Here is an 18,786-nt window from a genome sequence, read left to right as displayed (position 1 = left end):
GAGAAGCCATGAAAGTCCTCTTTATGTGCACGGCCAATAGCTGCCGCAGCGTTCTGTCTGAAGGTCTCTTCAACCACCTTGCGCCTGCTGGCTGCTTTGCCGTGAGCTCAGGCAGCTTTCCTAGCGGACGGTTGAACCCTATCGCGGTCCAGACGCTGGAGGGCCTGGGCATCGATACCTCCGGCCTCTACAGCAAAGGGTCCGAGACCTTTGAAGGCAACCCGCCAGACATCGTCATCACGGTCTGTGACAAGGCAGGAGGCGAGCCCTGCCCGGTCTTCTTTGGTCCCTCGATAAAAAGCCACTGGGGCTTGGCGGATCCTTCTGACGTTGTCGGCAATAATGACCAGGTCCAGGCCGCGTTCGATGCAGCGGTGGCTCAGATCCGCAGAAGACTGGACGCCTTTTTCCGTCTAGACCCGAACGCCTTGAGCCCAGCGCAACTGAAGCAGGCGCTCGATGAGATCGGAGAGATCCAATGAGCGCCACTCTCGAAACCAACCCCAACCTGGACGAATCGCTATTCGACGTTCCTACCGTCGATAAGCTCTCCGAGCCGGAACAGCTTCAGCACAAGCCGCGCATCCTGCTGCTGTACGGATCGAATCGGGAGCGCTCCTTCAGCCGGCTGCTGGTTGAGGAAGCAGCCCGAATCCTGCAGCTCATGGGCGCCGAGACGGCGGTCTTCAATCCATCCGGCCTGCCGCTGCCTGACGACGCGCCGGTAGAGCATCCCAAGGTTCAGGAGCTTCGCGATCTGGTGCTCTGGTCCGAAGGGCAGGTGTGGTGCTCCCCCGAGCGCCATGGCTCGATGTCAGCGGTATTCAAGGCGCAGATCGACTGGATTCCGCTCACGCTGGGCGCGGTACGGCCTACCCAAGGCAAGACGCTCGCAGTCATGCAGGTCAGTGGCGGATCCCAGTCGTTCAACACGGTGAACCAGCTGCGGGTCCTCGGCCGCTGGATGCGCATGGTGACCATCCCCAACCAGTCATCGGTCCCCAAGGCGTTCCTGGAATTCGACGAGGCGGGCCGCATGAAACCCTCTGCCTACTACGACCGGGTGGTGGACGTCATGGAGGAGCTGATGAAATTCACGCTTCTCACCAGAGGCCGGGACGCCTACCTGGTTGACCGCTACTCCGAGCGCAAGGAGAGCGCAGAAGCGCTTTCAGCGCGGGTCAATCAGCGCTCGATCTGATCGACGGCCTTTCAACCTGTCCGCGGCAACTTACCCCACCTGGTCGTATACCCTCGCGACAACAGCTCCCGCCGCATCTGCCACCCCGGATCGGCGGGCACCCGCCCCACGTGCAGCGCCGCCCGTATCGCGCATTGATCCGGTCCACCACCCGCATCCGCTCGCTGGGCCGCCCCTGCCCGGCCGGGGCGGAGAGATCCGGCGTGAACTCGTCCGTCTGCACGATGCTGCCCAGCACCACCGCGCACTTCGAGTAGGCGGAGCCCTCGCGATAGATGGGGTACAACCGGGCCAGAGCGGCCTGCACCAGGAGCCAGGTGTCATCGGTCGGGTGCGCGAGCTGGATACACAGGCTGCGGTAGTAGCGGTGCTCCCCGGGTTCGTGCTGGCCGGTCTGCACGCTCACCAGCGCCAGCGTTCCGGTGCTGGATATCCCGACGCCGATGGGCATATGCACTCGCGTCAGGCTCTAACGGTCCAGCCCCCAGGACACCAAGCATGCCGATGAGGTCCGCCCAGCACTTGTCGATCGAATACGCCTCCACGTCCGGCACCATCCCCTGGATGGTCCGCATCACCCGGTTCGAGACGTCGGCATAGAGCTCGAAGTTGAAACTGAGGAAGACCCCGTTGTGCTCTGGACACGCGCCATCTCTCACTTTCTCATCGATACTTAAAGGGTCCGCTTCCAATCGGATGCCTGGCTTTCCTGATAGACTCGGCCTTCATCCCGCACTATGCGTAGTTGGGCCGTATCGCCAGCACCCCGTGCTTGCGGCGGAGTGACGCTATCGTCCCTGCTTCGCCTAGCTACATGACCTTTTAGGCTTGCTACGTTGTAGCAATGCGGCTGCCAAAACCGGCTGAAATGTAGCAAAAGAGCCTAGAACAGACTTATCCAAATGCTTGCCGAAACCGCCTCAAACCCAGCAACCACGCGTCCTGAGCCGTCCCGCCGCTTCTCTGTGGCGCCCATGATGGATTGGACGGACCGTCACTGCCGCTATTTTCACCGCCTGCTTTCCCAGCATGCCCTGCTCTATACCGAGATGGTCACCACCGGTGCCTTGCTGCACGGCGATGCCCAGCGCTTCCTTTGTCATGACGAGACCGAGCATCCCCTGGCGCTGCAACTGGGCGGCAGCGTGCCGGCCGAATTGGCCGCCGCGGCGCGGCTGGGTGAGCAGGCGGGGTATGACGAGATCAACCTGAATGTCGGCTGCCCCAGTGACCGGGTGCAGAACAACATGATCGGTGCCTGCCTGATGGCCTATCCCGAGCGGGTGGCCGACAGCGTCAAGGCCATGCGCGATGCGGTGGCCATTCCGGTGACGGTCAAGCACCGCATCGGCATCTCCGCGCAGGATAGCTACGAGGCCCTGCGGGACTTTGTCGGCCAGGTCGCCGAGGCCGGTTGCCGTAGCTTCACAGTGCACGCGCGCATCGCCATCCTCGAAGGGCTGTCGCCCAAGCAGAATCGCGAGATCCCGCCGCTGCGCTACGACGTGGCCGCGCAGCTGGTGCAGGATTTCCCGGATCTCGAATTCATCTTGAATGGCGGCATCAAGACCCTGGACACCTGCCGCGAGCAGCTGGAGGTCTTCGATGGGGTGATGCTGGGTCGCGAGGCCTATCAGAATCCCTATCTGCTGGCCGAGGTGGACGCCGCGCTCTACGGCTGCGCGCGCCCGCAACTGACCCGCCATGACGTCATGCTGCAGCTGCGGCCCTATGTCGAGGCGCATCTGCAACAGGGTGGGCTCATCCACCACGTTACTCGCCATATCCTGGGCCTGGCGCAGGGCTTTCCCGGCGCGCGGCGCTTCCGTCAACTGCTGTCCACCGATCTGCATCGCAGCCCTGAACCGCTGCGCCTGTATGACGAGGCCACTGAACTTCTCAGGGGCCACTGAGTCACGTCTCCACGATGTCCATTCGTTAACCGAAGGAAAGACCTGCCATGAGCAAGCTGGAACAACTCAAGCAATACACCACGGTCGTCGCCGATACCGGCGATCTGGACGCCATCGCCCGCCTCAAGCCCTACGACGCCACCACCAACCCCTCGCTGCTGCTCAAGGCCGCTGCCCTGCCCCGCTACGAAGAACACCTGCAGGCCGCCTTCAGCGGCGCCAAGGGTGACATCGGTCTGGCCTGCGATCGCTTCGCCGTCGCCGTCGGTGGCGAGATCCTCAAGCTGATCCCCGGTCGCATCTCCACCGAGGTGGACGCGCGTCTGTCGTTCGACACCGCCGCCACCCTGGATCGCGCCCATCGCCTGATCGAGCTGTACGAGAAGGCCGGCATCGGCAAGGACCGCGTGCTGATCAAGATCGCCTCCACCTGGGAAGGCATCCGCGCCGCCGAGCAACTGGAGAAGGAAGGCATCCAGACCAACCTGACCCTGCTGTTCTCCTTCGCCCAGGCCGCCGCCTGCGCCGAAGCTGGCGTGTTCCTGATCTCGCCCTTCGTCGGTCGCATCTACGACTGGTACAAGAAGGCCGAAGGCCGTGACTACGAAGGCGCGGAAGACCCGGGCGTGAAGTCCGTGACCCGCATCTACCAGTACTACAAGGCCAATGGCTACGACACCGTGGTCATGGGTGCCAGCTTCCGTAACCTGAACCAGATCGAGCAACTGGCCGGCTGTGATCGCCTGACCATCAGCCCCGAGTTGCTGCAGCAGCTGTCGGAAGCCCAGGGCGACCTGCCGCGCGTGCTGAACCCCGACAGCACCGGTGGCGAGCCCAAGCAGCAGCTGAACGAGGCTGCCTTCCGCTGGGCGCACAACGAAGACGCCATGGCCACCGAGAAGCTGGCCGAAGGCATTCGCCAGTTCGCGCGCGATCAGGAAAAGCTGGAAGTGCTGCTGCCCGGCAAGCGCTAAGCGATAATTCGGTCAGTGCCTTTCGAGGGCACTGACCAGATCGCGAAAGGCGTTGCGGTTGGATTCATTGAGGCCCATCAACACCCGATGGGCTTCCAGCACGCGACTGCGCACCTCGGTTTCGGACTGGTCTTGCGGGGGCAGGTCGGTCAGGCAATCCGGGCAAGGCAGGATCGTCTCGACGATGTTGAACACCTGATCGAAACCCATGGAGTCCAGCAGGCGCAGGATATCCGGGTTGCTGGTGGTCAGCATGGGCAGCAGCCCGATGCGCTGCCGCGACAGGATCGACAGCTTGGCTAGCAGGCCCAGGGTGGTGCTGTCGATGCTCTGCGTCTCGGTCAGGTCGATGACGATGGACGAGAAATTCAACGACGAGAAGATGTGCTCGATGGTCGCGTCCAGCGCCGAGCACAGGGTCAGACGCACCTCGCCGGTAAACTTCAGGACGAAGGTGCCATCCTGCTCGGCAAATTGGATTTTTCCGGTGCTCATGCCAGGTTCCTGCTCAACACCAGCAAAGCGATATCGTCGGGCATCTCGGTGACGGATGCCAGATTCAGGGCTTCGCTCAGGCCTGCCAGTGTACCGCCGGCGCGGCGGACGTAGTCGGGCAAGCTGTGTTCTTTCTCTTTCAAATTGTCTCCCGGCAGCAGGTCGAAGATGCCATCCGAAAAGAGGGTCAGGCTGAAACGCTCGGGCAGATCCATCTGGTGGTCATTGTAGGTCGCCTCCTGGAACAGGCCAACCGGCAGCCCCTTGCCGACCAGGAATCGCGTTTCTTCCGGGGTGTGCAGGACCGGCAGCGGCAGATGGCCACCGATGCTGTACGCCAGAGTACCTGTGGTTTCGTCGATGACGCCACCCAACATGGTCACGTGCTTGCCCAATTTGCAATCCAGTAGACCCCGGTTGATGTGGCCGAGCACATCCGAGGGCTTGAATTCGGGCAGGGTGCCGTTGCGCTTGGACTCGTAGAGCAGGCGCGTGGTCATGAACTTGAGCAGCACGGTCACGAAGGCCGATGAAGCGCCATGGCCGGAAACGTCGGCCAGGTAGAAGGCGACGCGGTGCTCGTCGATGCGAAAGTAGTCGACGAAGTCGCCGGACAGATACAGCGACGGGATGATCTCGTGGGCGAAGTTCAGCCCTTCGGTTTCCCAGGGCGTCACCGGCAGCATGTTCATCTGCACGTGACGTCCGGCGTTCTGGTCTTCCTGCAGCAGGCTCAGACTGGCCTGTAGCTCGCGATTGGTGTTTTCCAGCTTGACCCGGTAGCGATCGTTTTCCAGGCGCAGGCGGGCGCGATCCAGGGCACGGTTGACCGAGTGCTCGAGCACGATTAGGTCTTCCAGCGGCTTGATCAGGTAATCGGCGGCGCCCAGGCGCAGGGCTTCCACGACATCACTCATGACGCCGGCGCCGGACAGCACCAGCACGGGCGTATCGATGGACAGCTCGCTGATGCGGCGCAGCAGCGTCAGCCCGTCGACCTGCGGCATGCGCAGGTCGCAGATGATGAGGTCGGGCTGTTCGCGCTCGAATATTTCCAGGCCCTGCTGGCCATTGCTGGCCTGCAGGACGTTGAAGCCACTGTCTTCGAGATAGTCGGCGAGACTGAGGCGAACCACCTCGTCATCGTCAATGATCAAGAGCGTGGCAGGCGAATTAGACATAGAGGATCCAGGCATGCACCCGAACGGCAATCCGGCGGACACTATCCGACACGGGCCACGGTGATTACGACACGGCGGAGACACTACTCCCATCCACCGGGGCGTTCAAGCTTGCCAACCGGATGGAATTTCTTTACAGGGTGCCGTTATGGAGTTTATACCTCCAGCAACCCGTCATCCATCCTCCCAAGCAGTAGGATTGCCATGAGTACCATCGACCGTTCTTACAGTGAAAAGCGCGACTTCATTCGCATGCATGTCGACTCCAAGGCCGTATTGAAGGTCGGCGACGCCTCCTTCGAGGCGCGCTGCGTCGATCTGTCCAGCACCGGCTTCCAGATCGAGGCCGCCACCAGCCTGCAGATCGGCGACAAGGTGACCGTGCTCATTCCCTCCAGCCATGCCGAACTCCCCGGCCTGGAAGCCGATACCGAAGTCCTGCGCGTCCAGGCGACGAACTCCGGCAAGCAGCTGCTCGGCCTGTCCGTGCTGGAAATGCGCTAGAGGCTTCGATCCCCAATAAAAAAGGCAGCCTACGGGCTGCCTTTTTTATTGGGCGGGGACTAGAAGTCGTCGACCACCTGGCCATCCTTGACCTTGAATTCGCGGGTCTGCAGGTAGGCATTGCGGATGAAGACGTACTTGTCGCCGGTGATCAGCCGCTCGGCCTGCAGCAGACCGGCACGGGTGTCCACGGTGCTGAGGGCGAAGGCGCTGTTGCGCACGGCGACATCGTCGACATAGGGATAGGCGCTGGTGTAGCTGTCCGGGATGCGGCCGAGGCCATCACGCACACTGCTGGGGCCGAAGAATGGTAGGACCAGGTAGGGACCACTGTTCGCGCCCCACTTGCCCAGGGTCTGGCCGAAATCTTCGTCGTTGCGCTGCAGACCGGCCTTGGTGGCCACGTCGACCAGACCAAGACCGCCCAGGGTAGTGTTCATCAGCAGCCGCGCGGTATCTACCCCAGCGTGCTCCACCTTGCCTTGCAGCAGATCGTTGGCCAGGTTGCGCACGTCACCCAGGTTGTTGAAGAAGTTGCTCACCCCGGTCTGCACGAAGCCGGGCGTGAAGCGCTGATAGCCCTGAGCGACCGGCTTGAGGGCATAGGTATCCAGGGTATCGTTGAACACGAAGATCTTGCGGTTGAAGCCTTCCCAGGGATCGGGATTCTCGGCTTCGGCCGCCATCGCCTGACCGGCAAACGTCAGGGCCGTTGCAAGGAGCGCTCCCCAGACCCTGGAACCACGTCGCTCGACCGTCATCGCTTCTCTCCTCGTTGCACTCAGACGCCTGAAAGGCGCCGATTATAGTCATAGCTTTGCCAGTTTGGCTCAGGGCCAGGCGCTGTGACTCGATCTTTGACCCAAGGTTGCGGTCAAAGAATCCGAATACAGGAGAAACGCCCCATGACCACCTCTCATCTGCAGGAACAACTCGACCACCTCCGCCACCAGCTGGACCAGGATCCGCCCGCCTCGCCCGAGGACCGGGAAGAGCTGGAACTGCTGATCCGGGACATCGAATTCCAGCTGGCCAACGAAGACGCCACCCATACCCGGGATGGCAGCCTCGTGGAAGGCGTCAATCTGGCGGTGGAGCGCTTCGAGGTCAGTCACCCGACCATGGCCGGCACGCTGCGGTCGATCATGAACAGCCTGAGCAGCATGGGCATCTGATCACTGCCGGACGTAACGCTCTGCGGCGGGCTGGATGGCATCACTGCTTCGATAGGGATTGATGTCCAGCCCGCCACGCCGCACATAGCGGGCAAACACGGTCAGCTTCGCCGGCTTGAGCAGTCGCCACAGATCCAGATAGATGCGCTCGACGCACTGCTCGTGGAAATCCGCATGCTGGCGGAAGGCGACCAGGTAGCGCAGCAGACTGGCCGGTTCCAGCGCCAACCCCTCTTCATAGTCGATCACCACGGTACCCCAGTCCGGCTGGCCGGTGACCGGGCAGTTCGACTTGAGCAGGTGGCTGTAAAACTTCCGACTATCGCGCGCTTCACCCACGCGCAGCAGTTCGGCCTGCGGGTGGGCGTAGCGATCCAGGCTGATATCCAGATTGTCGACGCACTGGCCAGCGGGCCGTTGCACACCCCGTGCCGTCCAATCATCCAGGGATACCAGGCTGACACCGACGCTACCCCCGGCTGCAGCGCTCAGGTCCTTGACCAGCACGGCTTCGAGTTCGGCCAGGCTGGCGAACATCGACTGGTTCAGGGAGTTGAGGTACAGCTTGAAGGATTTGGACTCGATGATGTTCGGCGAATCGGCCGGGATGGCGAATTCGCCAATGGCCACGACCGGCTTGCCGGACGGCAGCAGCCAGGACAGTTCGTAGCAGGTCCAGACGTCCACCCCACGAAACGGCAGGTTCTGCCCGTCCAGCCCCAGCTCCGCCCACTTGGGCGCGCGCGGGATCGGATAGAGCAGCGACGGGGCGTACTGGCTGACGTACTCGGTGCTTTTGCCCAGGGGCGATTGTTCTACGCTATGCATGACGCTCTGACACTCATTGACGCATGCCGCGCCCGCTCACGAGCAGGCGGATGCTGACCAGATAAAGCACGACCACGGCGAACAGCATGAAGGCGATCGCCACCCCGATGCGGATATCGGACACCCCGAGGATGCCGTAGCGGAAGGCGTTGACCATGTGCAGGATCGGATTGATCAGGGACACCTTCTGCCAGAAGGCCGGCAGCAGGTCGATGGAGTAGAAGACCCCGCCCAGGTAGGTCAGCGGCGTCAGCACGAAGGTCGGCACGATGGAGATGTCGTCGAAGTTGCGCGCGTAGACGGCGTTGATGAAGCCGCCCAGGGCGAAAATCGCAGCGGTGAGGATAATCACCAGCAGCATGATGCCCAGGTGATGCACCTGCATGTGGGTGAAGAACAGCGACAGCACGCTGACGATCGCGGCCACGGCCAGACCGCGCAGGATGCCGCCCATGGCGTAGCCGATGAGGATGACGTGGGGCGACACCGGCGAGACCAGCAGTTCTTCCACCGAGCGCTGGAACTTGCTGCTGAAGAAGCTGGACACCACGTTGCTGTAGGCGTTGGTGATCACCGACATCATGATCAGCCCCGGCACGATGTACTGCATGTAGGTGAAGCCACCCATGCCACCGATGCGATTGCCGATCAGATTACCGAAGATCACGAAGTACAGGACCATGGTGATCGCCGGCGGCAGCAGCGTCTGCGCCCAGATACGGGTGAAGCGGCGCACTTCGCGATGGACGATGGTCCGCAGCGCCACCATGTTGGCTTGGAATTCGGTACTCATCGGGCGACCTTGGCTAGATTCTTTTCCACCAGAGAGACGAACAGCTCCTCCAGGCGATTGGCTTTGTTTCTCAGGCTCTGCACCTGGATGCCGGCGGCGTCCAGTTGGCGGAACAGGGCGTTGACCCCGCTGGCCTTGTCGATCTGCACCTCGAAGGAATGATCGCCCAACAACTTGGCCGGATAGCCTTCCAGCTGCGGGGCCGCCGTCAGCGGCTGGACCACGTCGACGATGAAGGTCTCGACGTTGAGCTTCTGCAGGAGCTTGCGCATGCTGGTGTGCTCGACCAGCTCGCCATGGTCGATGATGGCGATGTTGCGACAGAGGTGCTCGGCCTCTTCCAGGTAGTGGGTGGTGAGGATGATGCTGGTCCCCTGCTTGTTCAGCTCGGTGAGAAAGCCCCACATGGAGCGCCGCAGCTCGATGTCGACCCCGGCGGTGGGTTCGTCGAGGATCAGCAGGCGCGGCTTGTGGATCAGGGCGCGGGCGATCATCAGACGACGCTTCATGCCGCCGGAAAGCATGCGTGACGGCGTATCGCGTTTGTCCCACAGCCCGAGCTGGGTGAGGTACTCCTCGGCGCGCTCACCGGCGATCCGCGCGGGAATGCCGTAGTAACCGGCCTGGGTGACAACGATGTCGAAGGCCTTCTCGAACTGGTTGAAGTTGAATTCCTGGGGCACCACGCCGAGACAGCGCTTGAGGCCCGCCGGATTCTTGTCCAGGTCGTTGCCGAACACCGACACCTCCCCGCCCGATTTGTTGACCAGGGTCGAGAGGATGCCAATGGTGGTCGACTTGCCCGCTCCGTTCGGACCGAGCAGCGCAAAGAAATCACCTTCGACCACGTCGAGGTCGATGCCCTTGAGGGCGGTGAAGCCGTTGTTGTAGGTCTTGGTCAGACCGCGAATGGAAAGAGCTAGACTCATGTGCCTCCCGGCAAGAAATGATTCGCAAAGAAAAGTGCTACTTCCTATAACCCCGGCAGAGGGCAAAGGTTCGATCCTAGTCGAACCAGACAACGTCGGACAGTGCCCCTATACTGCGCAGCCGCTTTTTCAGGAGACACCCATGGCCACTTCCTATCTCGACCACCACGTTGCCCTCCTCGCCCAGTTGCGTGCGCTCCTGGCCGACGTCGGCACGGCCGAGCAGGTGCCGTCGGAGAATCACGCGCTGTTCCTCGACCGCTTCGACGAGCTGGTCGCCGGCCTGCCGCAGGCGCCCGAAGAATACGCCTATCTCGGCCAGGACCTGCTCAGCCAGATCTTCAGCCGCTATCCGCAGATCGCCCACCGGGTACCGCGCGACCTGCTGTGGTTCTTTGGCGGCGATTGCCTGCATTTCATGCCGGACGAAGAGCTGGCGCTCTATCAGCGACTGGACGAGCGTCGTCACGAAGCGGAATCCCGCGGCGAGGTCTTCGACTGGGCACAGGAACAGCGCCTGCTGGCCCTGCCAGATAACGCAGCGCGCCACTGAAACGCCAAAGGGCTATCGAACCGGTCGATAGCCCTTCGTACCCGCAAAACGCGCTATCTCTAGTAGTAGGCGTTTTCGCGGTTGGTATGGTCGGTCACGTCGCGCACTGCGGTGAGCTCGGGGATCCGCTCCAGCAGGGTGCGCTCGACGCCATCCTTGAGGGTCAGATCGACCTGGCCACAGCCCTGGCAACCACCGCCGAAACGCAGCACGGCCACGTTGTCGTCGACGATATCGACCAGGCTGACCATGCCACCGTGGCTGGCGAGCCCCGGATTGATCTCGGTCTGCAGGTAGTAGTCGACGCGCTCGTTGAGCGGGCTGTCCTCGTTGACCATGGGCACCTTGGCGTTGGGCGCCTTGATGGTCAGCTGGCCACCCATACGGTCAGAGGCGTAGTCCACCAGCGCGTCCTCGAGGAAGGGCTGGCTGATGGCATCGAGGTAGGCGGTAAAGCTCTTCAACCCTACGGGCTGGTCATCGGGCTTCTCTTCACCGGGCTTGCAGTAGGCGATGCAGGTCTCGGCGTACTGGGTGCCGGGCTGGGTAATGAAGATGCGGATACCGATCCCAGGCGTGTTCTGCTTTTCCAACAGGTCGGCCAGGTAATCCTGAGCCGCGTCGGTAATGATGATGGCGCTCATGGTCACTCCTCAACAGGTGTCCCAAGTTTACGCCACCCCACCCCGCGACGAAAGCCCTAGTGAAACAGTCGGATAATCGTCTCAATCGAGCCGCTGCACGAAACTGGTCACCCGGTTGCGCCCGGCATGCTTGGACTCGTAGAGCGCCTTGTCCGCCTGCTGGATCATCTGCTCGTGATTGCCCAGGGGCACCGACAGATCGGTGAGGCCGATACTGATGGTGAAGGCGACGGGCGTTCCCAGCACATCGAGACGCATCGCCTCCACCGCCTCGCGCAGGCGCTCGGCGAGCAGCCGCGCGCCCTCCACGCCGGTGTCGAGCAGCACCACGCCGAATTCCTCGCCACCGTAGCGCCCGGCGATGTCGGCATTGCGCACATGGGTCTTGATCACCCCGGCCAGCGCCTTGATTGCCTGGTCGCCCACGGCATGGCCGTAGGTGTCGTTGATGCGCTTGAAGTGATCGATGTCGAGCATCATCAGCGCCAGGCGGCCGCCATAGCGCTGGTGGCGGGCGAACTCCTCGGTGAGGCGCTCTTCCCAGTAACCGCGATTAGCCAGCCCGGTCAGGCGATCGGTACGCGAGAGCTCCTGCAGCTTGTCGTTGGAGAGCTCCAGTTGCCGCTTGTTGATGGCGACATCGGTGACGTCGTAGATCACCACGCAGATATGCGCGATGGCCCCGGTGGAATCCCGGAGCGGCAGCAGGGTGACGTTCTGGTACATGAAGGCTTCCACGCCGGTGATCGGCTGGTAGCTCTTGAAGTGGACCATATAGGGCCGCTGCTCCCAGATGGAAAAGGCCCGGGTGCCCAGCAGTACCACGCTCTCGGCCTTGGCGCGAAACCAGGCCTCGTCGATCTCGGCGAAGACGGCGAACAGCGACTGCTGGCTGACCTCGCTGAGGATCCGCCCGGAATGGTTTTCCATGAAGCTGTTCCAGACCTCGATGCGGTAGTCGAGATCCAGCACCACCACCCCGACATCGATGTTCTGCACGATGTCCAGCAGCCAGTGGAGTTCGTTGATATCGATCTGTGCGGCCATGCTCAACTCATCAGGTAGCCGATCTTGCGGGTGATGCGCTTCACCGAATCCTCGGTGAACAGCAGCAGCAGATCGAAGTGGACGTTATGGCCTTCCAGGCTGTAGCTGAGCTCGACCGCCAGGGTCTTCTTCCAGCGCGTCCTGTTGACGACGATGAGTTCGTCGATGGACGCATGGTGGCCGAGGATGGTCGGGTGGCCCTGGGAGAAGCGGATATCGAACTGCTCGGCGATGCCCGCCAGGCAGGCACCGATGATGATGCTCGACAGGTCCAGGAGCATCTCGATGTCCCCGGACTCCCCCGCCTCGCGCCAGCGCACCAGCCGCGCCATATCGTCGAATTCGGAGTCATGGAAGATCAGCAGCGCCTCACCGGCGATGCCCTCGCCGATGTAGCCCTGGCAGACCGCACTGAGGCGATCCTCGCGCTGGGCGTCCACCAGCGTCATGTGCAGCTCGCTGACTTCCAGGATGTTGACGTTGGGGATCGGCAGCTGGACGAAGACGTTCAGCGCCTTGGCCAGCAGTGCGCCGGCACGACCCATGGAAACGTTGACCACCTCACGGAAGGCATCGCGGAAACTGACCTCCAGCTCGGGGCGCGGGACGGGTTCCGCCGGCACCGTAGGATCGGGACTGTAGAGGCCGTGGCGCGCCAGCACCGCGGCCAATTCGGCGGGATCGGCGGGCTTGCGCAGGAAATCCAGGGCGCCCAGTTCACGTACCCGGGCCACCGCCTGCTCCTGGACGTCGCCGGAGACGACGATCACCTTGACCGCCAGGCCTTCGTTGCGGATGGCCGCCAGGGTGCCATAGCCATCCAGGATCGGCATGGTCAGGTCCAGCAGCATCACCTGACCCAGACCCTGGCGCAGCGCCGCGAGGGCTTCCTCGCCATGGGTGGCCTGGGTGATGGATACCGCCCAGCCTTCGGGCAGGGAGCGAACCAGCTGCTTGCGCGCCATGTTCGAGTCGTCGCATATCACCAGAGGAATCACGGCCACCTTCCATGACGCGGTTTTGACGCACAGTAAACGTCGGTCATCTGTCAGTAAAGCAGCACTTCGAAGGCTTGCCCACCGGCCGCTCTAGATCGCCCAGTGCCTGCGTCATGAAAGACTCGCCGGCCCTGCATGAGCGCTGTTCATCATGCAGACCTGTCGATACCGGAGCGATCGCCGGCTTTTGCTATGCTGCCACCCTTTGTCCAGCGTCTCTTCATCTCTGTGGAATGCCCATGACCGATCGTAGCTCTCGCCTCGCCGCCCTCCGCCACGCCCTCGCGCAGCGCATCCTCATTCTCGACGGCGGCATGGGCACCATGATCCAGAGCTATCGCCTGGAGGAAGCGGACTATCGTGGCGAGCGTTTCGCCGACTGGCCGAGCGACGTCAAGGGCAACAACGACCTCTTGCTGCTGACCCAGCCGAAGATCATCGCCGAGATCGAAAAGGGCTACCTGGATGCCGGCGCCGATATCCTCGAGACCAACACCTTCAACGCCACCCGTGTCTCCCAGGCCGACTACGGCATGGAAGAGATCACCTACGAATTGAACCTGGCCGGCGCCCGGGTCGCCCGCGAGGTGGCCGATGCCAAGTCCCTGGAGACGCCGGATCGACCACGCTTCGTCGCCGGGGTCCTCGGCCCGACCAGTCGGACCTGCTCCATCTCCCCGGACGTCAACAACCCCGGCTACCGCAACGTCACCTTCGATGTGCTGGTGGAGAACTACACCGAGGCCACCCATGGCCTGATCGAAGGCGGCGCCGACCTCATCCTGATCGAGACCATCTTCGACACCCTCAACGCCAAGGCTGCGATCTTCGCCGTCCAGGGCGTATTCGAGGAGGTCGGCATCGAGCTGCCGATCATGATCTCGGGTACCATCACCGACGCCTCCGGTCGTACCCTGTCGGGCCAGACCACCGAAGCCTTCTGGAACTCGGTGCGTCACGCCCAGCCGATTTCCGTCGGCCTCAACTGCGCCCTGGGGGCCAAGGAACTGCGGCCCTACGTCGAGGAGCTGTCCACCAAGGCCGACACCTTCGTTTCCGCCCACCCCAATGCCGGCCTGCCCAATGCCTTCGGCGAATACGACGAAAGCCCCGAGCAGATGGCAGCGGTGGTCGAGGAATTCGCCGCCAGCGGCCTGCTCAACATCGTCGGCGGCTGCTGCGGCACGACGCCGGCGCATATCCAGGCCATCGCCGAAGCCGTCGCCCGCCATGCCCCGCGGCGGCTGCCGAATATCCCCAAGGCCTGCCGCCTCTCCGGCCTGGAGCCCTTCACCATCAGCCGCGAGTCGCTGTTCGTCAACGTCGGCGAGCGCACCAACATCACCGGTTCAGCCAAGTTCGCCCGCCTGATCCGCGAAGAGAACTACGCCGAGGCCCTGGAGGTGGCCCAGCAGCAGGTGGAAGCCGGCGCCCAGGTCATCGACATCAACATGGACGAGGGCATGCTGGATTCGAAGGCGGCCATGGTCACCTTCCTCAATCTGATCGCCTCCGAGCCGGACATCTCCCGCGTGCCGATCATGATCGACTCCTCCAAGTGGGAGGTGATCGAGGCCGGTCTCAAGTGCATCCAGGGCAAGGGCATCGTCAACTCCATCTCCATGAAGGAAGGCGTCGAGTCCTTCATCCATCACGCCCGGCTGTGCAAGAGATACGGCGCGGCGGTGGTGGTCATGGCCTTCGACGAAGATGGCCAGGCCGACACCGAGGCGCGCAAGAACGAGATCTGCGCGCGCTCCTACGACATCCTCGTCAACCAGGTCGGCTTCCCGCCGGAAGACATCATCTTCGATCCCAACATCTTCGCCGTGGCGACCGGGATCGAGGAGCACAACAACTATGCGGTCGACTTCATCAACGCCTGCGCCTATATCCGCGACAACCTGCCCTACGCCCTGACCTCGGGCGGCGTGTCCAACGTCTCCTTCTCCTTCCGCGGCAACAACCCGGTGCGCGAGGCCATCCACTCGGTCTTCCTCTACCACGCCATCCAGAACGGCCTGACCATGGGCATCGTCAACGCCGGCCAGCTGGAGATCTATGACGAGATCCCGGCCGCCCTGCGCGAGCGGGTCGAGGACGTGGTGCTCAACCGCACCCCGGCCGGCACCGACGCCCTGCTGGCCATCGCCGACGACTACCGGGGCGGCGGCGCGGTCAAGGAAGCCGAGACCGAGGAATGGCGCGGCCTGCCGGTAGGCAAGCGACTGGAACATGCGCTGGTCAAGGGCATCACCACCTATATCGTCGAGGACACCGAGGAGTGCCGCCAGCAGTGCGCGCGCCCGATCGAGGTCATCGAAGGCCCGCTGATGAGTGGCATGAACGTGGTCGGCGACCTGTTCGGCTCGGGCAAGATGTTCCTGCCCCAGGTGGTCAAGTCCGCCCGGGTGATGAAGCAGGCGGTGGCGCACCTGATCCCCTTCATCGAGGCGGAGAAAGGCGACAAGCCCGAGGCCAAGGGCAAGATCCTCATGGCCACGGTCAAGGGCGACGTCCATGACATCGGCAAGAACATCGTCGGCGTGGTGCTGGGGTGCAACGGCTACGACATCGTCGACCTGGGCGTCATGGTCCCGGCGGAAAGGATCCTGCAGACCGCCATCGCCGAGAAGTGCGACATCATCGGCTTGTCCGGCCTGATCACCCCTTCGCTGGACGAGATGGTTCATGTCGCCAAGGAAATGCAGCGCCAGGGCTTCAGCCTGCCACTGATGATCGGCGGCGCCACCACCTCCAAGGCGCATACCGCGGTCAAGATCGAGCCGCAGTACAGAAACGATGCCGTGGTCTATGTCACCGACGCCTCGCGTGCGGTGGGCGTGGCTACCCAGCTGCTGTCCAAGGAACTCAAGGCCGGCTTCGTCGAGCGTACCCGCGCCGACTACGTCGAGGTCCGCGAGCGCACTGCCAACCGCAGCGCCCGCACCGAACGCCTGTCCTACGAAAAGGCCGTGGCCAACAAGCCGGCCTTCAACTGGCTCGGCTATAAGGCGCCCAAACCGACCTTTACCGGTGCCCGGGTGCTGGAAGACATCGACCTGGCGGTATTGGCCGAATACATCGACTGGACACCCTTCTTCATCTCCTGGGACCTGGCCGGCAAGTACCCGCGCATCCTCTCCGACGAGGTGGTGGGTGAGGCGGCGACCGCGCTGTTCGACGATGCCCAGGCCATGCTCAGCAAGCTGATCAACGAGAAGCTGATCAAGGCCCGCGCCGTGTTCGGCTTCTGGCCGGCCAACCAGGTGCGCGACGACGACCTGGAAGTCTATGGCGACGACGGCCAGCCGCTGGCCACCCTGCACCACCTGCGCCAGCAGACCATCAAGCCCGAGGGCAAGCCCAACCTGTCCCTGGCCGACTTCGTCGCGCCCAGGGAGACGGGCGTGACCGACTACATGGGTGGCTTCATCGTCACCGCCGGCATCGGCGCCGAGGAGTTGGCCAAGGACTACGAGCGCAAGGGCGACGACTACAACTCGATCATGGTCAAGGCCCTGGCCGACCGCCTCGCCGAGGCCTGCGCCGAATGGCTGCACGAGCAGGTGCGCAAGGAGCACTGGGGCTATGCCGCGGACGAAACCCTGGACAACGAGGCGCTGATCCGCGAGCAGTACAAGGGCATCCGCCCTGCCCCCGGCTATCCGGCCTGCCCCGATCACACCGAGAAGGCCACCCTGTTCAAGCTGCTGGACCCCGAGGCCAGCTTCAACGAGGCCGGTCGCAGTGGCGTCTTCCTCACCGAGCACTACGCCATGTTCCCGGCCGCTGCCGTCAGCGGCTGGTACTTCGCCCATCCCGAAGCCCAGTATTTCGCCGTGGGCAAGATCGACCGGGATCAGGTGGGCAGCTACACCGAGCGCAAGGGCCAGGAGCTGGCGGTGACGGAGCGGTGGCTGGCGCCGAATCTGGGGTATGACAACTAGCCCGGCAGACGCCTCAGGTAACAAAAACGCGGCCCTTTTCGCGGGCGTCCCTACTAGGGTGTAGGAACTTCCATCGACGAGGACCGCGTGCCCATGAAAGGCCTTACCCTAGCCGCCGGCAGTCTTCTGCTCGGTCTCGCCAGCCTAAATGCCACTGCCGCACCGCAGGCGCTGAGTGAAGCTCAGTGGCCCTTCACCGCGACGCCACGAGCCACCCTGGATGCGCCCTGGGCCATCGCCTTCCTGCCGGACGGCACGGCGCTGGTCACCGAGAAAGGCGGCGTCCTCAAGCACCTGAACGTGCAGACCGGCAAGGCCCAGGACATCGGCGGTGTGCCCAAGGTGGTCGCCGCCGGCCAGGGCGGGCTGGGCGATGTCATCCTGCATCCGCAATACGCCAGCAATCAGCTGATCTACCTGAGCTACGCCGAAGCCGGCGAAGACGGTACCCAGGGTGCCGCCGTGGCCCGTGCCAAGCTGACCTTGAAAGAAGATGGCAGCGGGTCGCTCAGTGACCTAAAGGTGATCTGGCGGCAGACCCCCAAGGTCACTGGTAACGGTCACTATGGCCATCGCCTGAGATTTGGCCCGGACGGCAAGCTGTGGATTACCTCGGGTGAGCGGCAGAAATTCACTCCGGCCCAGGACATGACCGGCAACCTGGGCAAGCTCATCCGCCTCAACGACGATGGCAGTGCCCCCGCGGACAACCCCTTCGCCCAGCAGGGCGGCGTAGCGGCGCAGGTCTGGTCGCTGGGTCACCGCAACCCGCTGGGCATCGCCTTCGACGCCCAGGGCCGGCTGTGGGAACAGGAGATGGGCCCCCAGGGCGGTGACGAGCTGAACCTGATCCAGCGCGGCGGCAACTACGGCTATCCCGAGGTCTCCAATGGCGACCACTATGGCGGCAAGCCGATCCCGGATCATTCCACTCGCCCGGAATTCATTCCGCCGAAGGTCACCTGGACGCCGGTGATTTCCCCGGCCGGATTGATGATCTACGAGGGCAGCCGCTTCCCGGCCTGGAAAGGCAATGCCTTCATAGGCGGCCTGTCTTCCAAGGCGCTGGTGCGGATCGAACTCAAGGGCGAAGAGGCACGCGAAGTCGAGCGCTATGCCATGGGCACGCGTATCCGCGACGTCGAGGAAGGCCCCAACGGCAGTCTCTGGGTCCTGGAAGACGGTGCCAAGGCACGGCTGCTGGAATTGCAGCCGAAATAGCCAGCAGGATCACCCAGGGACGGGTGACCGCTGTCTCAACGCAACTCGGAAGGCGAGCGGCGGACGATCTTGATCGAGTGCTTGATCTCGGGCTTGCGGGTCACGCTGATCGGCCGCTTGGTGACGGTGTCCAGGGTGATGTTCCAGAAGCCGGTACTCGGGACGGTGATGCGCGCCGGAAAGGTGTCGAAGGCGCCGCCGTGATAGGAGTGGCGACCGCCGTTCTTGAAGCTGCGGAAATTGGCATCGTTCATCAGGCGGATGTTGCACACCCCCGAACTCTGGATGACGACCAGATCGCCCTCGTTGAGATGCTCGCGCTGGTGGATGAACTTCATGACGGGTCCTCGTCTTGCAAAGGACTAGGATAGCATCCCTGC

20 protein-coding genes and 1 pseudogene are annotated in these 18,786 nt (G+C 63.1%); 9 read left to right on the top strand and 12 right to left on the bottom strand.

Annotated elements, in window-relative coordinates; translation table 11 throughout:
* Nucleotides 1-8: 8 nt before the first annotated feature.
* Together QMX82_RS01250 and arsH are read left to right on the top strand one after the other, a co-directional pair.
* Complete coding sequence (locus QMX82_RS01250) at nt 9-482, top strand: arsenate reductase ArsC (RefSeq protein ID WP_282280912.1); 474 nt, start codon at nt 9-11, stop codon at nt 480-482.
* Complete coding sequence (arsH, locus tag QMX82_RS01245; RefSeq protein ID WP_282280911.1) at nt 479-1,201, top strand: arsenical resistance protein ArsH; 723 nt, start codon at nt 479-481, stop codon at nt 1,199-1,201. The genes QMX82_RS01250 and arsH overlap by 4 nt, the downstream gene beginning before the upstream one ends.
* Here arsH and QMX82_RS01240 read toward each other — a convergent pair.
* Both QMX82_RS01240 and QMX82_RS25840 read right to left on the bottom strand, forming a co-directional pair.
* Nucleotides 1,182-1,652 (bottom strand): hypothetical protein, encoded by a 471-nt coding sequence (locus QMX82_RS01240; protein WP_282280910.1) that lies wholly within the window; start codon nt 1,650-1,652, stop codon nt 1,182-1,184. The two genes, arsH and QMX82_RS01240, sit on opposite strands and share 20 nt — an antisense overlap.
* A 55-nt stretch (nt 1,653-1,707) precedes the next feature.
* Nucleotides 1,708-1,860, bottom strand: a pseudogene (locus QMX82_RS25840) (Y-family DNA polymerase); the annotation flags it as partial.
* Between the two features lie 243 nt (nt 1,861-2,103).
* On the opposite strand from QMX82_RS25840, the gene dusA reads away from it, so the two are divergent.
* Together dusA and tal are read left to right on the top strand one after the other, a co-directional pair.
* The gene (dusA, locus tag QMX82_RS01235) at nt 2,104-3,114 is read left to right on the top strand and encodes a tRNA dihydrouridine(20/20a) synthase DusA (RefSeq protein WP_282280909.1); all 1,011 of its coding nucleotides are present in this window, start codon (nt 2,104-2,106) and stop codon (nt 3,112-3,114) included.
* 47 nt (nt 3,115-3,161) lie between these two features.
* Complete coding sequence (gene tal / locus QMX82_RS01230; RefSeq protein WP_282280908.1) at nt 3,162-4,088, top strand: transaldolase; 927 nt, start codon at nt 3,162-3,164, stop codon at nt 4,086-4,088.
* A 12-nt stretch (nt 4,089-4,100) separates the two neighbouring features.
* Here tal and rssC read toward each other — a convergent pair whose 3' ends face one another.
* Together rssC and rssB are read right to left on the bottom strand one after the other, a co-directional pair.
* On the bottom strand, nt 4,101-4,583 hold the full coding sequence (rssC, locus tag QMX82_RS01225; protein ID WP_208691268.1) for an anti-sigma factor antagonist RssC: 483 nt from the start codon (nt 4,581-4,583) through the stop codon (nt 4,101-4,103).
* Nucleotides 4,580-5,764 carry a two-component system response regulator RssB gene (gene rssB / locus QMX82_RS01220; protein ID WP_282280907.1) on the bottom strand — a complete coding sequence of 395 codons (1,185 nt, stop codon included), beginning with the start codon at nt 5,762-5,764 and terminating at the stop codon, nt 4,580-4,582. Before rssB ends, rssC begins: the two co-directional genes overlap by 4 nt.
* 204 nt (nt 5,765-5,968) lie before the next feature.
* On the opposite strand from rssB, the gene QMX82_RS01215 reads away from it, so the two are divergent.
* On the top strand, nt 5,969-6,268 hold the full coding sequence (locus QMX82_RS01215; protein WP_282280906.1) for a PilZ domain-containing protein: 300 nt from the start codon (nt 5,969-5,971) through the stop codon (nt 6,266-6,268).
* 59 nt (nt 6,269-6,327) lie between these two features.
* Here QMX82_RS01215 and QMX82_RS01210 read toward each other — a convergent pair whose 3' ends face one another.
* The gene (locus QMX82_RS01210) at nt 6,328-6,954 is read right to left on the bottom strand and encodes an MlaA family lipoprotein (protein WP_273861521.1); all 627 of its coding nucleotides are present in this window, start codon (nt 6,952-6,954) and stop codon (nt 6,328-6,330) included.
* 219 nt (nt 6,955-7,173) lie between these two features.
* On the opposite strand from QMX82_RS01210, the gene QMX82_RS01205 reads away from it, so the two are divergent.
* On the top strand, nt 7,174-7,443 hold the full coding sequence (locus QMX82_RS01205; protein ID WP_007158392.1) for a DUF4404 family protein: 270 nt from the start codon (nt 7,174-7,176) through the stop codon (nt 7,441-7,443).
* Here QMX82_RS01205 and queF read toward each other — a convergent pair whose 3' ends face one another.
* From queF to QMX82_RS01190, 3 genes are read right to left on the bottom strand one after another with little or no spacing between them, the layout of a single operon-like run.
* Nucleotides 7,444-8,271: an NADPH-dependent 7-cyano-7-deazaguanine reductase QueF gene (gene queF, locus QMX82_RS01200; RefSeq protein ID WP_282280905.1), complete on the bottom strand. Its 828-nt coding sequence runs from the start codon at nt 8,269-8,271 to the stop codon at nt 7,444-7,446.
* A 13-nt stretch (nt 8,272-8,284) separates the two neighbouring features.
* A complete protein-coding gene (locus QMX82_RS01195) occupies nt 8,285-9,064 on the bottom strand; it encodes an ABC transporter permease (RefSeq protein ID WP_208691272.1) in 780 nt (259 codons plus the stop codon).
* Nucleotides 9,061-9,993 carry an ABC transporter ATP-binding protein gene (locus QMX82_RS01190; RefSeq protein ID WP_208691273.1) on the bottom strand — a complete coding sequence of 311 codons (933 nt, stop codon included), beginning with the start codon at nt 9,991-9,993 and terminating at the stop codon, nt 9,061-9,063. The genes QMX82_RS01195 and QMX82_RS01190 overlap by 4 nt, the downstream gene beginning before the upstream one ends.
* 142 nt (nt 9,994-10,135) lie before the next feature.
* On the opposite strand from QMX82_RS01190, the gene QMX82_RS01185 reads away from it, so the two are divergent.
* Entirely contained in the window at nt 10,136-10,546 is a 411-nt protein-coding gene (locus tag QMX82_RS01185; RefSeq protein WP_282280904.1) for a PA2817 family protein, read from the top strand.
* A 59-nt stretch (nt 10,547-10,605) separates the two neighbouring features.
* Here the strand turns inward: QMX82_RS01185 and nfuA are convergent, their stop codons facing one another.
* The 3 genes from nfuA to QMX82_RS01170 all read right to left on the bottom strand — a co-directional run bounded on the left by nfuA (nt 10,606) and on the right by QMX82_RS01170 (nt 13,241).
* Nucleotides 10,606-11,190 carry a Fe-S biogenesis protein NfuA gene (gene nfuA / locus QMX82_RS01180; protein ID WP_282280903.1) on the bottom strand — a complete coding sequence of 195 codons (585 nt, stop codon included), beginning with the start codon at nt 11,188-11,190 and terminating at the stop codon, nt 10,606-10,608.
* A gap of 81 nt (nt 11,191-11,271) precedes the next feature.
* On the bottom strand, nt 11,272-12,237 hold the full coding sequence (locus QMX82_RS01175) for a sensor domain-containing diguanylate cyclase (RefSeq protein WP_282280902.1): 966 nt from the start codon (nt 12,235-12,237) through the stop codon (nt 11,272-11,274).
* Nucleotides 12,238-12,239: 2 nt separating this feature from the next.
* On the bottom strand, nt 12,240-13,241 hold the full coding sequence (locus QMX82_RS01170) for a response regulator (RefSeq protein ID WP_282280901.1): 1,002 nt from the start codon (nt 13,239-13,241) through the stop codon (nt 12,240-12,242).
* A gap of 227 nt (nt 13,242-13,468) precedes the next feature.
* Here QMX82_RS01170 and metH point away from each other — a divergent pair, with 227 nt between their 5' ends.
* Both metH and QMX82_RS01160 read left to right on the top strand, forming a co-directional pair.
* The gene (metH, locus tag QMX82_RS01165; protein WP_282280900.1) at nt 13,469-17,185 is read left to right on the top strand and encodes a methionine synthase; all 3,717 of its coding nucleotides are present in this window, start codon (nt 13,469-13,471) and stop codon (nt 17,183-17,185) included.
* A gap of 93 nt (nt 17,186-17,278) precedes the next feature.
* Nucleotides 17,279-18,406, top strand: coding sequence for a PQQ-dependent sugar dehydrogenase (locus QMX82_RS01160; RefSeq protein WP_282280899.1), 1,128 nt, complete (start codon nt 17,279-17,281; stop codon nt 18,404-18,406).
* A gap of 35 nt (nt 18,407-18,441) precedes the next feature.
* Here QMX82_RS01160 and QMX82_RS01155 read toward each other — a convergent pair whose 3' ends face one another.
* Nucleotides 18,442-18,744 carry a DUF1883 domain-containing protein gene (locus QMX82_RS01155; RefSeq protein ID WP_133863084.1) on the bottom strand — a complete coding sequence of 101 codons (303 nt, stop codon included), beginning with the start codon at nt 18,742-18,744 and terminating at the stop codon, nt 18,442-18,444.
* Nucleotides 18,745-18,786: the final 42 nt, after the last annotated feature.

The organism is Pseudomonas sp. PS02302, assembly GCF_029959585.1.
GTDB lineage: Bacteria > Pseudomonadota > Gammaproteobacteria > Pseudomonadales > Pseudomonadaceae > Chryseomonas > Chryseomonas aestiva.
Note: the sequence above shows the minus strand (reverse complement) of the source record. Positions and strands in the feature narration are given on the sequence as shown.

Coding starts and splice junctions, on each gene's coding strand:
- dusA (WP_282280909.1), top strand. CDS start 2,104: ATGCTTGCCGAAACCGCCTCAAACCCAGCAACCACGCGTCCTGAGCCG.
- rssC (WP_208691268.1), bottom strand. CDS start 4,583: ATGAGCACCGGAAAAATCCAATTTGCCGAGCAGGATGGCACCTTCGTC.
- QMX82_RS01190 (WP_208691273.1), bottom strand. CDS start 9,993: ATGAGTCTAGCTCTTTCCATTCGCGGTCTGACCAAGACCTACAACAAC.
- tal (WP_282280908.1), top strand. CDS start 3,162: ATGAGCAAGCTGGAACAACTCAAGCAATACACCACGGTCGTCGCCGAT.
- QMX82_RS01195 (WP_208691272.1), bottom strand. CDS start 9,064: ATGAGTACCGAATTCCAAGCCAACATGGTGGCGCTGCGGACCATCGTC.
- QMX82_RS01175 (WP_282280902.1), bottom strand. CDS start 12,237: ATGGCCGCACAGATCGATATCAACGAACTCCACTGGCTGCTGGACATC.
- QMX82_RS01215 (WP_282280906.1), top strand. CDS start 5,969: ATGAGTACCATCGACCGTTCTTACAGTGAAAAGCGCGACTTCATTCGC.
- metH (WP_282280900.1), top strand. CDS start 13,469: ATGCCCATGACCGATCGTAGCTCTCGCCTCGCCGCCCTCCGCCACGCC.
- arsH (WP_282280911.1), top strand. CDS start 479: ATGAGCGCCACTCTCGAAACCAACCCCAACCTGGACGAATCGCTATTC.
- QMX82_RS01250 (WP_282280912.1), top strand. CDS start 9: ATGAAAGTCCTCTTTATGTGCACGGCCAATAGCTGCCGCAGCGTTCTG.
- QMX82_RS01205 (WP_007158392.1), top strand. CDS start 7,174: ATGACCACCTCTCATCTGCAGGAACAACTCGACCACCTCCGCCACCAG.
- rssB (WP_282280907.1), bottom strand. CDS start 5,764: ATGTCTAATTCGCCTGCCACGCTCTTGATCATTGACGATGACGAGGTG.
- QMX82_RS01210 (WP_273861521.1), bottom strand. CDS start 6,954: ATGGCGGCCGAAGCCGAGAATCCCGATCCCTGGGAAGGCTTCAACCGC.
- QMX82_RS01185 (WP_282280904.1), top strand. CDS start 10,136: ATGGCCACTTCCTATCTCGACCACCACGTTGCCCTCCTCGCCCAGTTG.
- nfuA (WP_282280903.1), bottom strand. CDS start 11,190: ATGAGCGCCATCATCATTACCGACGCGGCTCAGGATTACCTGGCCGAC.
- queF (WP_282280905.1), bottom strand. CDS start 8,271: ATGCATAGCGTAGAACAATCGCCCCTGGGCAAAAGCACCGAGTACGTC.
- QMX82_RS01240 (WP_282280910.1), bottom strand. CDS start 1,652: ATGCCCATCGGCGTCGGGATATCCAGCACCGGAACGCTGGCGCTGGTG.
- QMX82_RS01155 (WP_133863084.1), bottom strand. CDS start 18,744: ATGAAGTTCATCCACCAGCGCGAGCATCTCAACGAGGGCGATCTGGTC.
- QMX82_RS01160 (WP_282280899.1), top strand. CDS start 17,279: ATGAAAGGCCTTACCCTAGCCGCCGGCAGTCTTCTGCTCGGTCTCGCC.